Source organism: Actinomadura sp. NPDC023710 (assembly GCF_040639875.1).
GTDB lineage: Bacteria > Actinomycetota > Actinomycetes > Streptosporangiales > Streptosporangiaceae > Spirillospora > Spirillospora citrea.
Map to the genome: position 1 here is coordinate 207,481 of NZ_JBFAGB010000011.1, position 12,591 is coordinate 220,071.

Sequence of the window (12,591 nt, forward strand, 5' to 3'; positions counted from 1 at the left end):
CCATGGGACGGCCGGTTGTGGCGACAAACCGGGCATCGCCTCCGAATGCGGCCAACGCCGTCTGATTACGTGCGTCTGTGGGTACCACCGTGGGCGAGGGGGACGATGGGCACACAGGAAGCGGTCGCCGCGCAGGACGCGGTCTTCACCCCGGGCGTCACGGGCACGAGGCTCCGCGCCAGGAACGAGCTCGTGCTCGGCCTGGCGCTGTTCGCGCTCTACTCGCTGGTGGCGATGCTGCCCGAGCAGGCGAGGGCGGCGGCGGCCCGCGGGCACGGGGAGTCGCTGTACGCGCTGGAGCGGGCCCTGCACATCGACGTGGAACCCGCCCTCAACGGCTGGCTGGCCGACCAGCCGGTCCTGCGGGTCCTGGCCAACTACGAGTACGCCGTCACCTACGTCGCCAGCGCTCTCGCCCTCCTGGTCTGGCTGTTCCTGCGCCACCCCGAGCGGTACCGCACGGCCCGCAACGCGTTCGTCATGCTCAACCTCGCCGGCCTGGCGTGCTTCGCGCTGTACCCCGTCATGCCGCCCAGGCTGATGCCGCCCGGCCACGGCTTCGTCGACACCGTCACCAACGGCCGCACCTGGGGGTCGTGGGGGTCGCCGCTGGTGAAGCACGCCGACGAGTTCGCCGCCGTCCCGTCCCTGCACATGGCCTGGACGCTGTGGGTCGGCGTGGAGCTCGCGCGCGTGAAGGCCAAGCGCTGGGTGCAGGGCCTGAACACCGTGCACATCCTGGTCACGCTCTACGTCATCCTGGCGACCGCGAACCACTACCTGCTGGACGCCCTGGCCGCCGTCCCGTTCGTCGTGGTGCCGGTCTACCTCGCCGAGCGCCTCGCGCGGCCGCCCGCGCGGCGCGTCCAGGGGCCGGACGCGTTCTTCCTCGCGGTGGAGACGCCCGAGGCGCCGCAGCAGGCCGGCGGCGTCATCATGCTCGACACCTCGCAGACGGACGTCGGACGCGCCGACCTCGTCCGGGTGATCGAGGAGCGCCTCGACGGGCTGCCCCGCTTCCGGCAGCGGCTCGTCCGCAGGGGCCGCTGGCGCCGCCCCGTCTGGCGCGACCAGGACCGGGTCGACTGGGAGTGGCACGTCGCCGAGAAGCGGGTCGGCGGCATGGCCGGGCTGCGCGCCGAGGTGGCCCGGCTCCAGTCCGAGACCCTGCCGCTGGACCGCCCGCCCTGGCGGATGGTCGTGCTGAAGGGCGCCGAGCCCGGCCGTACGGCGGTCGTCTACCTGATGCACCACGTGGTCGCCGACGGCGTCGGCATCGTGGCGCAGGCCGTCTACCTGATGGAGCCGCCGCCCGAGCCGGTCGCCGGGCCTCCCCGGGCGCCGCTGCGCAAGGCGCTCGCGACCGTGGTCGGGCTCGGCCAGCTCGCCACCGCCGTCGGCAGGCCGGAGCCGTTGCCCGCCGCCGGGACGCGCGAGCGCCGGTTCGGCACCATGATCCTTCCGCTCGGCACCGTGCGGGACGTGGCCCGCCGCCACGGCACCCGCGTCACCGACGTCGTGCTGTGCGCGGTCGCGGGCGCCCTGAACCGGAGCGTCAGCGAGGAGGACGGCCGGCCCGGCACGTGCCGCGTCGCGGTCCCGCTGATGATGCGGCCGCCGGGCAGCGCGATGGTGGGCAACCACACCACCGCCGTGATGGTGGACCTGCCGATCGGGAAGATGGCCGAGACCGACCGGCTCGCGCTGATCGCCAGGCGCAGCCGGGTGCTGCGGTCCGGGACGCGGGCGCAGGCGGCGTGGTTCGTGATGTGGCAGGCGGGACGGCTGATGCCGCCCCCGCTGCACGCCCGTTTCGCGCGCATGTCCTACAGCGGACGGTTCCTGCAGGGCACCGTGTCCAGCCTTCCGGGGCCCGACAGGCTTCTGCGGCTGTGCGGCGCCCCGCTCACCGCCGTCTACCCGATCGTCCCGCTCGCCCCCGGCACGCCCCTGGCGATCGCCGGGCTCGGCGTCCACCGCGACCTGTGCTTCGGCCTCTCCGCCGATCCCGGTCTGGCGGACGACGCCGACGCGCTGATGGACGCCGTCCACGACGTCTTCGAGGAACTGCGGAAAGAGCCGGAGTGATCAGACGCTCCGTGGCCGGATGCTCCGTGGTCAGATGCTCCGCATGGCGCGCAGCGACTCCTTGAGCGAGCCCATGGTCGCGAACACGGCGGTGGGCTCGTAGCCGCAGTGCGCCATGCAGTTCGCGCAGCGCTCGTCGCGTCCCCGCCCGTAGGCGCCCCAGTCGGTGGTGTCGAGGAGCTCCTGGTAGGTCGCGGTGTAGCCGTCGTCCATCAGGTAGCAGGGCCGCTGCCAGCCCTTCAGCGAGTACGACGGGATGGCCCACGCCGTGCACGGGAAGTCGACCTTCCCCTCCAGGAAGTCCAGGAACAGCGGCGAGTGGTTGAACCGCCACCGCTCGCGGCGCCCGTCCGCGAACGTCTTGCGGAACAGGCCGCGGGTCTCCTGCACGCCGAGGAAGTGGTCCTGGTCGGGCGCCTTCTCGTAGGCGTACGCGGGCGAGATCATCATCTGGTCGACGCGGAGCTCGTCGTTGAGGTAGTCGAGGACGTCGATGACGGTCTGCGGGGTGTCGGTGTTGAACACGGTCGTGTTCGTCGTGACCCGGAACCCCCGCTCCTGGCACATCCTGATCGCGGCCACCGCCTCGTCGAACACGCCCTCCTTGCAGACGGACGCGTCGTGCCGCTCGCGCAGCCCGTCGACGTGCACCGCCCAGGCGAAGTAGCGGGACGGCCGGAACAGGTCGATCTTCTTCGGGATCAGTGCGGCGTTCGTGCACAGGAACACGTACCGCTTCATGCGCACCAGCTCGGCGACCAGCTCGCCGATCCGCGGGTGCATCAGCGGCTCGCCGCCCGCGATCGACACCATCGGGGCGCCGCACTCGCGGACCGCCGCGACCGCCTGCTCGACCGGCATCCGCTGCTTGAGCACGTCCGCCGGATGCTGGATCTTCCCGCAGCCCGCGCACGCCAGGTTGCACGCGAACAGCGGCTCCAGCTCCATGATCAGGGGGTATTTCGTCCGCCCCGCCAGTTTGTTGCGCAGGACGTAGCCCCCGACGCGCAGGCTCTGGCGCAGTGGCATCGCCATTTAAGAGATCTCCTTCAGGTACCGGCCGAGCGCCGAGAGCGGGAACACGAGCCGGTAGAGGTGGTAGTTGATGTAGAAGTCGCCGGGGAAGCCGGTCCCCGTGAAGTGGTCCTCGTCCCACGTGCCGTCCGGGCGCTGGTGCTCGACGAGCCAGCGGATTCCGCGCTCGACGGCCGGTCCGCGCTCGCCGGCGGCCAGCAGGGCGAGCAGCGCCCACGCGGTCTGCGACGGCGTGGAGGCGCCGTGCCCGATCCACGTCCGGTCCCGGTAGGAGCGCAGGTCCTCGCCCCAGCCTCCGTCGTCGCGCTGGTGGCGCTCCAGCCAGCCGACCGCGTCGCGGATCGCGGGCTTGCCCGGCCGGACGCCCGCCGCGATGAGGGCGGGCACGACGCTGCCCGTCCCGTACACGTGGTTGGCGCCCCAGCGGCCGAACCAGGACCCGTCCGGCTCCTGCGCCTTCAGCAGCCACACGACGGCCCGCTTGACCACCAGCGAGTCGGCCATGCCGCGGTGGGACATCGCCTCCACCACGTGCGCGGTGACGTCGGCGGACGGCGGGTCGATGACCTCGCCGAAGTCGCAGAACGGCAGCCTGCGGCACAGAGCGCGGGTGTTGTCGGCGTCGAACGCGCCGAACCCGCCGTCCCGGGAGGCCATCCCCGCCATCCAGCGCACCCCCCGCTCGATCGCCGGCTCGGCCTGCGGGAGCCGGGCGCGGCCGAGCGCGAGGACCACCTCGGCGGTGTCGTCGGTGTCGGGGTAGCAGTCGTTGTCGAACTCGAACGCCCAGCCGCCGGGGGGCAGGTCGGGGCGCCGCACCGACCAGTCGCCGGGGCCCCGCACCTCCTCGCCGATCAGCCACTCGGCGGCCCGCTCCAGGGCGGGGTGGCCGGCGGGCAGGCCCGCGTCGGCCAGGGCGTTCACCGCGAGCGCGGTGTCCCAGACGGGGGACTGGCACGCCTCCAGGCGCCGCCCCCGGTCGTCGCGGATCGTGAACCGCTCCAGCCCGTCCAGGCCCCGCCGGACGATCGGGTGGTCGAGGCCGTGGCCGAGCAGGTGCAGCGCGAGGAGCGAGTACACCCAGGGCGGCTGGATCCCGCCCCAGGACCCGTCCCGCTCCTGCCGCGCGATGATCCACTCGGCGGCGCGGCGCAGCGCGGCCCTTCGCACCCCCTTCGCCGGGTGCCGCTCGTACACGTGCAGGGCCTTGTCGAGCGCCCCGAACGCCGCGTCCCACCCGGACAGGCCCCGGCGGCGGGCCGGGGGGACGTCGTAGCCGGGGTACAGCTCGTCCAGCGAGAACGGGAGCGGCCGGACGGGCCGCAGCGCGGCCACCACCGTCAGCGGGACGATCGTCTGCCGCGCCCAGCACGCCCAGTCGTAGACGTTCAGCGGGAACCAGCGCGGCAGGAACATCATCTCCGGCGGCAGCACCGGCAGGTCGTCCCACGACCAGCGGCCGAACATCGCCAGCCAGAACCGCGTGAAGACGCGCGTCGCCGGGATGCCGCCGCCGCCGCGGACGAAGGCGGCGGCGCGGATCATGTGGGCCGCGTCGGGCGGGTCGCCCGCGAGCCGCAGCGCGACGTAGGCCTCGACGGTCGTGGACAGGTCCGGCGGGCCGTCGTGGAAGTTCGCCCAGGTGCCGTCCGCGGCCTGCTGGGACCTGATCCAGCGCGCGGTCTCGGTGGTGTCCGCGTCGTCGCGGATGCCGAGGAACTCGCGCAGCAGCAGGTCTTCCGAGTCCATCGTCACGTTGGTCTGCAGCTCGCCCTTCCACCAGCCCTCCGGCGACTGGAGCAGGAGCAGGTGGTCGCGGGCGGCCTTCAGCGCCTGGGCCGCCGTCCTGATCCGGCCCGCCCCGCCGGGGCCCGGCGGTTCCGCGACGACCGGAGATCCCGGGGCGGGCGTCGGTCCCGCGGCGGGCGGCGGTGCTGTGGCGGGCGTCGTCCCGGTGGTGGGCTCTGTCGTCGTCATCAGTGGTCCCGGCGGGTGACGAAGTCGGCGATGTGCAGGAACTCGGCGCGGACGGGGTCCGGCAGCCGCGCGGTGAGCAGGTGCTCGGCGGCGCGCTGGATGCGGCCCTCGGCCTCCATCTCGGCCCAGGCGCGCCCGCCCGCGGCCTCCACCAGCTCGGCGGCCTCGGCCAGTTCCTCCCCGGCCGCCTCCTCCTCGGCCGGCAGGGGCCGCGCGTACAGCTCGGCCAAACGCGCGGCCTCCGGTGTCCCGGAGTTCAGCGCCGCGACGACCGGCAGCGACATCTTGCGGGACCGCAGGTCCGACAGCGCGGGCTTGCCGGTGGTCGCCGGGTCGCCCCAGATGCCGAGCAGGTCGTCCACGAGCTGGAAGGCGATGCCGAGGTCCTCGCCGAACGCCTCCAGCGCCTCGCACAGCCGCTCCGGCGCACCGTCCAGGACGGCCCCGATCGCGCACGAGCACGCGAGCAGCGCGGCGGTCTTGCCGGACGCCATCGTGAGGCACTCGTCCACGCCGATCTGCCTGCGCGTCTCGAAGTCCATGTCGAGGGACTGCCCGGCGACCAGGCGGCGGACGGCGGCCGCCAGCGCGCGGGCCGCCCGCGCCGAGCCCTGGCCCGGCGCCTCCAGCAGGACCTCTCCCGCGAGGGCGAGGAGGGCGTCGCCCGCCAGGATCGCGGACGCGTCGCCGAACACCGTCCACGCCGCCGGGCGGTGCCTGCGCGTCCGGTCGCGGTCCATGATGTCGTCGTGCAGGAGCGAGAACGCGTGGGCCAGCTCGACGGCGACGGCGCCCGGCAGCCCGCTCTCCGCGGGGGCCAGGGCGGCCCGTGCGGACAGCAGCGCCAGCGCCGGGCGCAGCGCCTTGCCCGCGGGGGCCCTGCGCGGGCGGCCCTCCTCGTCGGTCCAGCCGAGGTGGTAGGCCGCGACGCGGTAGGTGCGCGGGTCGAGCCGCCCGACCGCGGCGCGCAGCGCGCCGTCGACCAGCTCACGGACATCGGTCAGCGAAACGGGCACGGCCGTCATCGGTCCTTCACCTTCTCCAGGTGGCGGCGGACCAGGCGGGCGGCGGTGAGACCACTGCGCACTGCTCCCTCCATGGTGTCGGGCCAGCCCGTGTCGGTCCACGCGCCGGCCAGGAACAGGCCCGGCGCGCGCGTCGCCGCGCCGGGGCGGGCGGCCGCACTGCCGGGGCGCTGCCGGAACGTCGCGCGCCGCTCCCGCGTCACGAACACCTCCCGGACCTGCGCACCCCACGCGGCGGGCAGCAGCCGCCGCAGCTCGGGGACGAACCGCGAGCGCAGCTCGGCGGTCGGCATGTCGATCCACGGGTCGGCGGCCGACAGGGACACCGCGAGGTACTGGCCGCCGTCCAGCCCGCTGACCGCCGTCCGGTCGAACACCCACTGGACGGGCGAGCCGACCGCGGCGGCGAACGGCGCGTCCATGACCCTGCGGTCGTAGACGACGTGCACGTTCACGATCGGGCTGGCGTCCAGCTCGGTCCAGCGCAGCGGCTCCGGCAGCGCCTCGGCGGGCAGCAGCCGCGCCGCCGCCTCGTGCGGCACCGCGATGACGACCGCGTCGGCGGCGATCGGCATCCCGTCCACGACCACCTTCGGGTCGGCGGTGACGGCCTCCACCCTGGCCTTCAGCCGGACGGTCCCGCCCATCTCCGCGATGCGCCGCAGCGCCGGGCCGCCGTGCAGCTCCTCCAGCGGGACGAGCGGCAGCCCGATGTCGGCCGCGTCGGGACGTCCGAACAGCGCCCGCCGGCACACCATCGCCGACAGGCCGAGCGCGGCGTCGTCCACCTCGGCGTTCAGCGCGGACGTGAGGAACAGGCCCCACAGCGCCTCCCGCGCCCACGGCCGCTGCCCGCGCTGCGCCAGCCACGCCCCGGCGGAGACCTGGTCGAGCACGGGGTCGGCGGGGTCGAGGCGCGCCAGCCCCAGCGCGGCGCGCACGGCCCTCAGCCGGTCGGCGGCCGACAGCGGCGCGTACCCGGCCAGCGCGGGCAGCAGGTGCAGCGGGCTCGGCAGGCCCGACCTGCGCAGCCGCGCCGGCGGCGCGCCCGCCCGCAGGACGGGGACGTCGAACCGGTCCTGCACCTCGACGAGGTGGTCGGCGCGCAGCCGGTGCAGCAGCCCCTGGTAGGCCGTGCAGCACCGCAGGAAGACGTGCTGGCCGTTGTCGACGCTCAGCTCGCCCCGCCCGAACGAGTGCGTGGCGCCGCCCAGCCACGGCCGGGACTCCAGCAGCGTGACCGGAACGCCCGACTCCTGGAGCGCGATCGCCGCGCTGATGCCCGCGAGCCCCCCGCCGACGACGACGACGCTCACCGCTCCACCCCCGACAGTGCGCGCGCCGCCACCACGGCCTTCTGCCAGGTCGGCAGCGACACCCGCGCGTCCAGCGCGATCTGCGGGCGCGCGGCGATGTTCTCCAGCAGCCGCCGGTAGATGCCGGCCATCGCCGCCGTGCACGCCGCGCTGCGCCGGTCCAGCAGCGGCAGCAGCCGCAGCCCCTCGGCGTACCAGGCCCGCGCCCGCTCCGCCTGGAAGCCGATCAGCTCGTTCAGCCGCCACGGCGGGTCGATGAACGCGCCCGACTCGTCCAGCTTCAGCGTGCACCCGAACCGCGCCAGGTCCTCGGCCGGGATGTAGGTGCGCCCGGCCAGCCTGTCCTCGCGCAGGTCGCGCAGGATGTTGGTGAGCTGCAGCGCGACCCCGAGCGAGTCGGCGAGGCCCTCGGCCCGCTGCCGGCCGTCCGACCCGAACACCCCGAGCGACAGCCGCCCGACCGAGCCCGCGACCCGCTGGCAGTAGCGCAGCAGGTCGTCGAAGGTCTCGTAGTCGGCGCCGCGCACGTCGTCCTCGCAGCCGTCGATCAGCTCCTCGAACGCCTCCAGGGGGATCGGGAACCGCCCCGCCGCGTCCGCCAGCGCGGTCAGCACCGGATGCCCCTCCAGCGCCCGGACGTCCACCCGCCGCCGCAGCACCTCCTGCACGGTCATCAGCCGCTGCCGCGACCGGTCCAGCAGGTCGAGCCGGACGCACGCCGGCTCCGGGCCGTCGCCGATGTCGTCGATGCCCCGCGCGAACGCGTAGACCGAGCTCATCGCCCGCCGCTTCGGGGCCGGCATCAGCCGGATCCCGTAGGAGAAGTTGCGGGCCTCCTCACGCACCACCCGCTCGCAGTGCCGGTACGCCTCGACCACCCGCGCGGAACCCTCGCACGTCTCCGAAACCGTCATCGCCCCCTCCTTCCAAGGGCGCGCGCCCACCCGGCCGGCAGCGTGGCCCGCCGTGGACGCAGCGCATGAGCGAGCACGTCGTACCGCCCGCGCTCCAGAGCCGACAGCGCGGCGCGCCCGCCGGCCACGTAGCCCGCCACGGCGATGCGCGCCCATCCCGTCAGGTCGGCCAGCAGCGGCGCGGCGCCCCCGTCCAGCAGTTCGCGCGCACGGCCGGCCTGGAGCGCCAGGACGCCGCGCAACCGGGTCGGCGTGACCGGGCGCGCGAGGTCGTCCTCGGCGCAGCCGAACCGCCGCAGGTCCTCGCCCGGCAGGTAGATCCGGCCGACCCGGTAGTCCTGCCCGGCGTCCTGGCAGTGCTCGACGATCTGCAGGGCCGTGCAGACGTCGTCGGACGCGGCCGCGAGGCGCGGCGTGTGCGCGCGGAACAGGCACAGGACGATCCGTCCCACCGGCGCGGCGGACAGCGCGCAGTACTCCTTCAGGTCGGCGAACGTCTCGTAGCGGTGGACGGTCTGGTCCTGCCGGTTCGCCTGCACGAGGTCGCGGAACGGCTCCTCGGGGATGCGGTGCGCGTGCACCGTCTCCGCCAGCCTTCGCAACTGCGGCAGGGCGGGCGTCCGCCCGGCGAACACGCGGTCCAGGTCGTCGTCCACGAGTCCGAGCAGCTTGGGCCGCTGCTCCGGCGGAGCCTCGTCGCCGATGTCGTCGACGAGCCGCGCGAAGCCGTAGACGGCCCGCAGGGCGGCGCGGTGCCGGGCGGGCAGGACCCGCGCCGCCACCGGAAAGTTCTCCCGGGAGGCGAGCCGGTCCAGCGCGCGATCGTGCTCCTCGGCGCTCCAGGGCGGTTCAATGATCACCTAGAGGAGATCGACCGGTCCGGCACGAGAGAAACTCTGGCCAAGGTATGGACTTATTTAAACGGGTCGTGTCCGGGGCTGAACCGTTCCAGGGGTCACGGCGTCGCGCGGCCCGCTCGGTAGCCTCGGGGCATGCCGACCCATGAGCGCGAGATCACCGAGCCCGTCGACCTGTGCACGCCGGACGGGCGCCTCGATCCGCGGGCGGTCGGCTGGACGCGGCGCCCGCTGCACCGGGCGAACCTGCGCGGCTGGGGGCGGGCCAAGCGCTGGGAGTACTGGGGCATCGTCACGCCCCGGCACGTCATCGGGCTGGTCGCCTCGTCGCTCGACTACGCTGCGGTGCACGGCGTGTACGTGCTGGACCGCGACACCGGCGAGGAGACCTCCCGGGACGGCGTGGTCCCCTTCGCGCGCGGTGCGGTGTTCCCCGACCGCAGCGGATCCGGAGAGGCGTCGGTGCGCGGGGCGGGGGTCGCGGTCGGCGTCCGGCAGGGGCCGTCCGGCTCGCGGGTGCGGGCGCTGGTCCCCGGCCTGGTGGACCTGGACGTCCGGGTCCCGCTGCCGGACGGCCACGAGTCGCTCGGCGTGGTGGTCCCCTGGAGCGTCCGGCGCTTCCAGTACACGGTCAAGGACGTCGGGCGTCCCGTGCACGGGCGGCTGCGGCTCCTGTCAGGCGACCACGAGATCGGGGACGGCGCGTTCGCCGTCCTCGACCACGGGCGCGGCAAGTGGCCGTACCGGATGACGTGGAACTGGGCGGCGGCGAGCGGCCCCGGCCTGGGCCTGCAACTCGGCGGCAAGTGGACCGACGGCACCGGCATGACCGAGAACGCGCTGTTCGCCGGCGGCCGGCTGCACAAGATCGGCGAGGAGCTCGACTGGTCCTACGACCGCGGCGACTGGCTGCGCCCCTGGACGATCCGCGGGCCGCGCGTCGAGGCCGAGTTCCGGCCGTTCCACGAGAAGGTCGCGCGGACGGAGCTCGGCGTCGTCGGCACGGAGACCCACCAGTGCTTCGGTCATTTCAGCGGTCGCGCCCAGGCCGACGACGGCACGTGGCTCGACTTCGACGGCCTCACCGGCTGGGCGGAGGAGTCCCGCCAACGCTGGTGAGCCGTCGCCGCGGGCGTCGTGCTCGAATCTGCCGATCGTGTCGTAGACGAACACGTTGGCCGCTCGCGTCTTTTTTGAGATCAAGGACTGGTGTGATGCGAAGAGATCGACCGCTCGGGGAGTGCCAGGAGATGTCACGCTGATAGGGGACCCTGTGAGGCTCACCGCAATCTCACTGCTCGCATCCGCCCTCCTCTTAGGAGGGGCGGCTCCGGCCGCGGCCCAGCACCAGGCACCGGATTCGTCCGCCGTCGTCCGCACCGATCTGGGGGTGGTGCGAGGCCAGGTGCAAGAAGGCCGCCGTCTGTTCCAGGGCATTCCGTTCGCCGCACCGCCGACCGGAGACCTGCGCTTCAGGCCGCCACAACCGGCGCGGCCGTGGCAGGGCGTTCGTGACGCCACCGCCCCGCGCGGCCAGTGCGCGCAACTCCCCGCGCCCTACGGCGGGGAGACGAGCTACGAGGAAGACTGCCTCTATCTGAACGTCACCACACCGGACCGCCCGCAACGCCGGCATGGATCGCCCGTCATGGTGTGGGTGCACGGCGGCGGTAACACGACCGGCACCGCGAGCATCTACAACGCGGCGAAGCTGGCCGAGGACGGCGGCGTCGTGGTCGTCACGATCAACTACCGTCTCGGCGCGTTCGGCTGGCTCGCGCACCCGGCCCTGGAGTCCGGCGCCGACCGGCGCTACCAGACGGGCAACTACGGCCTGCTCGACCAGCAGGCGGCCCTGCGCTGGGTCCAGCGCAACGCCGGGGCCTTCGGCGGGGACCCCGGGAACGTCACGCTGTTCGGCGAGTCGGCGGGTTCGTGGAACTCCTGCGCCAACCTCGTCTCACCTACCGCCGCGGGGCTGTTCCACAAGGTCATCGCGCAGAGCTACTCGTGCACCGCACCCGCGCGCACGGAGGCCTCGGCGGAGGCCGAAGGGGTGACGATCGCCCAGGCACTCGGGTGCGACAAGGACTCGGCCTCGGCCAACGCGGCGTGCCTGCGCGCGACGCCCGTCAAGACGCTGCTGGAGACCTTCGAGGCCAAGGCCACGGACGCGGGCCCGGTGGCGGGCGGCGACCAGGTCCTGCCGCTGCAGCCCGAGCAGGCGATCACTCGGGGCCGCTTCAACCGGGTGCCGGTGATGCACGGCAACACGCTCGACGAGATGCGCCTGTTCGTCTCCCTCTCCTACCCGCACCCCATCACCGCCGCGGAGTACGAGGACATCGTCCGCTCCGCCTACGGCGCCGACGCCGGCAAGGTACTGGCCCAGTACCCGGCGGCGGACTACCCGGATCCCAGGATCGCGTTGGCGACGCTCCAGACGGACTCCAACGAAGTCCTGTCGGCCTGCGTGCACCAGAACGCGTTCCGCTCGCTCAAGCGTGCGGGCGTCCCGGTGTACGCGTACCAGTTCGCCGACCGGTCCGCTCCGCCCCTGCTCGACGTCCCCGGCTTCGAGGAGGGCGCCGAGCACGCCAGCGAGCTGACGTTCCTGTTCCCGGGGCTGATCGGCACCCTGACCCCGGCGCAGCAGCGGCTCTCCGACGCCATGGTGGGCTACTGGACGTCCTTCGCCCGCGACGGCAGGCCCCGGGCGCGGCAGGCGCCGGCCTGGCCGCGCTTCCGCTCGTCGGGCGACGTCCTGTCCCTGGCCCCTGGCTCCATCCACCGCACCGACACCGCCACGACCGCCGGCTGCTCGTTCTGGAACTCCCTCTGACCCGACGCGCCGACCGCCCCCCGGCCGCCCCGTGCGCGCCCGGGGAGCGCCATGTCGGCAGATGACCAAGGGGCGCGCCCGCTGACGGCAGGAACTCATGATCCGCGACGGGTGTGATCGGCCCTCTTGCACGGGCCGGATTCCGGGCGCATCGTGGACCCATCGCACGAAGATCGTTTCGGACGCCCCCCACAGGGAGGAAGACGCAGATGCGCCTTCGCAGGGCAGTCGTCGGCGTCGGGCTCGCCATCGCGGCGGTCTGCGGCATGAGCGTGCCCGCCCATGCCGCCGACTGGAAGGCCTACGCCCGCTACACCACCAAGTCCAAGTGCATCGACGCCGGCCAGCAGTACGTGCGTGAGGGCTTCAACGCCTACAAGTGCACGAGCGACCTCAGCTACCCGCCGTGGGTCCTCTGGCTCAGGTAGACAACGCACCACGAGGACGGGTGCGGCCGGAACCCTCCGGCCGCACCCGTCCTTTTCGTCGGGCCGGGGGCGAGGGACGGGGAGCAAGTAGCTTGATGTCGAGATAATA

At 73.8% G+C, this 12,591-nt stretch carries 10 protein-coding genes; 4 read left to right on the forward strand and 6 right to left on the reverse strand.

What is annotated here, in order from left to right; all coding sequences use genetic code 11:
• Positions 1–105: 105 nt before the first annotated feature.
• Positions 106–2,088 (forward strand): phosphatase PAP2 family protein, encoded by a 1,983-nt coding sequence (locus AB0H37_RS15490; RefSeq protein ID WP_360613197.1) that lies wholly within the window; start codon positions 106–108, stop codon positions 2,086–2,088.
• 30 nt (positions 2,089–2,118) lie between these two features.
• Here AB0H37_RS15490 and hpnH read toward each other — a convergent pair whose 3' ends face one another.
• Genes hpnH through hpnC form a run of 6 tightly spaced genes read right to left on the reverse strand, consistent with a single transcriptional unit; the run spans position 2,119 to position 9,215 of the window.
• Complete coding sequence (gene hpnH, locus AB0H37_RS15495; protein ID WP_179836276.1) at positions 2,119–3,123, reverse strand: adenosyl-hopene transferase HpnH; 1,005 nt, start codon at positions 3,121–3,123, stop codon at positions 2,119–2,121.
• The gene (gene shc / locus AB0H37_RS15500; protein ID WP_329088086.1) at positions 3,124–5,100 is read right to left on the reverse strand and encodes a squalene--hopene cyclase; all 1,977 of its coding nucleotides are present in this window, start codon (positions 5,098–5,100) and stop codon (positions 3,124–3,126) included.
• Positions 5,100–6,125, reverse strand: coding sequence for a polyprenyl synthetase family protein (locus AB0H37_RS15505; protein WP_329088088.1), 1,026 nt, complete (start codon positions 6,123–6,125; stop codon positions 5,100–5,102). The genes shc and AB0H37_RS15505 overlap by 1 nt, the downstream gene beginning before the upstream one ends.
• Complete coding sequence (gene hpnE, locus AB0H37_RS15510; RefSeq protein WP_360613200.1) at positions 6,122–7,441, reverse strand: hydroxysqualene dehydroxylase HpnE; 1,320 nt, start codon at positions 7,439–7,441, stop codon at positions 6,122–6,124. Before hpnE ends, AB0H37_RS15505 begins: the two co-directional genes overlap by 4 nt.
• Positions 7,438–8,355: a squalene/phytoene synthase family protein gene (locus tag AB0H37_RS15515; protein WP_360613202.1), complete on the reverse strand. Its 918-nt coding sequence runs from the start codon at positions 8,353–8,355 to the stop codon at positions 7,438–7,440. The genes hpnE and AB0H37_RS15515 overlap by 4 nt, the downstream gene beginning before the upstream one ends.
• A complete protein-coding gene (gene hpnC, locus AB0H37_RS15520; RefSeq protein ID WP_179836271.1) occupies positions 8,352–9,215 on the reverse strand; it encodes a squalene synthase HpnC in 864 nt (287 codons plus the stop codon). Before hpnC ends, AB0H37_RS15515 begins: the two co-directional genes overlap by 4 nt.
• Before the next feature lie 132 nt (positions 9,216–9,347).
• Here hpnC and AB0H37_RS15525 point away from each other — a divergent pair, with 132 nt between their 5' ends.
• The 3 genes from AB0H37_RS15525 (at position 9,348) to AB0H37_RS15535 (ending at position 12,482) form a co-directional block, all read left to right on the forward strand.
• Positions 9,348–10,331 (forward strand): DUF2804 domain-containing protein, encoded by a 984-nt coding sequence (locus tag AB0H37_RS15525; protein ID WP_360613204.1) that lies wholly within the window; start codon positions 9,348–9,350, stop codon positions 10,329–10,331.
• A 154-nt stretch (positions 10,332–10,485) separates the two neighbouring features.
• Complete coding sequence (locus tag AB0H37_RS15530; RefSeq protein WP_360613206.1) at positions 10,486–12,054, forward strand: carboxylesterase family protein; 1,569 nt, start codon at positions 10,486–10,488, stop codon at positions 12,052–12,054.
• 209 nt (positions 12,055–12,263) lie between these two features.
• The gene (locus AB0H37_RS15535; protein WP_179836268.1) at positions 12,264–12,482 is read left to right on the forward strand and encodes a hypothetical protein; all 219 of its coding nucleotides are present in this window, start codon (positions 12,264–12,266) and stop codon (positions 12,480–12,482) included.
• Positions 12,483–12,591: the final 109 nt, after the last annotated feature.

Excerpts from the sequence above, each read along its gene's own strand:
- AB0H37_RS15490 (WP_360613197.1), top strand. The coding sequence starts at position 106 with ATGGGCACACAGGAAGCGGTCGCCGCGCAGGACGCGGTCTTCACCCCG.
- hpnH (WP_179836276.1), bottom strand. The coding sequence starts at position 3,123 with ATGGCGATGCCACTGCGCCAGAGCCTGCGCGTCGGGGGCTACGTCCTG.
- shc (WP_329088086.1), bottom strand. The coding sequence starts at position 5,100 with ATGACGACGACAGAGCCCACCACCGGGACGACGCCCGCCACAGCACCG.
- AB0H37_RS15505 (WP_329088088.1), bottom strand. The coding sequence starts at position 6,125 with ATGACGGCCGTGCCCGTTTCGCTGACCGATGTCCGTGAGCTGGTCGAC.
- AB0H37_RS15515 (WP_360613202.1), bottom strand. The coding sequence starts at position 8,355 with ATGACGGTTTCGGAGACGTGCGAGGGTTCCGCGCGGGTGGTCGAGGCG.
- AB0H37_RS15525 (WP_360613204.1), top strand. The coding sequence starts at position 9,348 with ATGCCGACCCATGAGCGCGAGATCACCGAGCCCGTCGACCTGTGCACG.
- AB0H37_RS15535 (WP_179836268.1), top strand. The coding sequence starts at position 12,264 with ATGCGCCTTCGCAGGGCAGTCGTCGGCGTCGGGCTCGCCATCGCGGCG.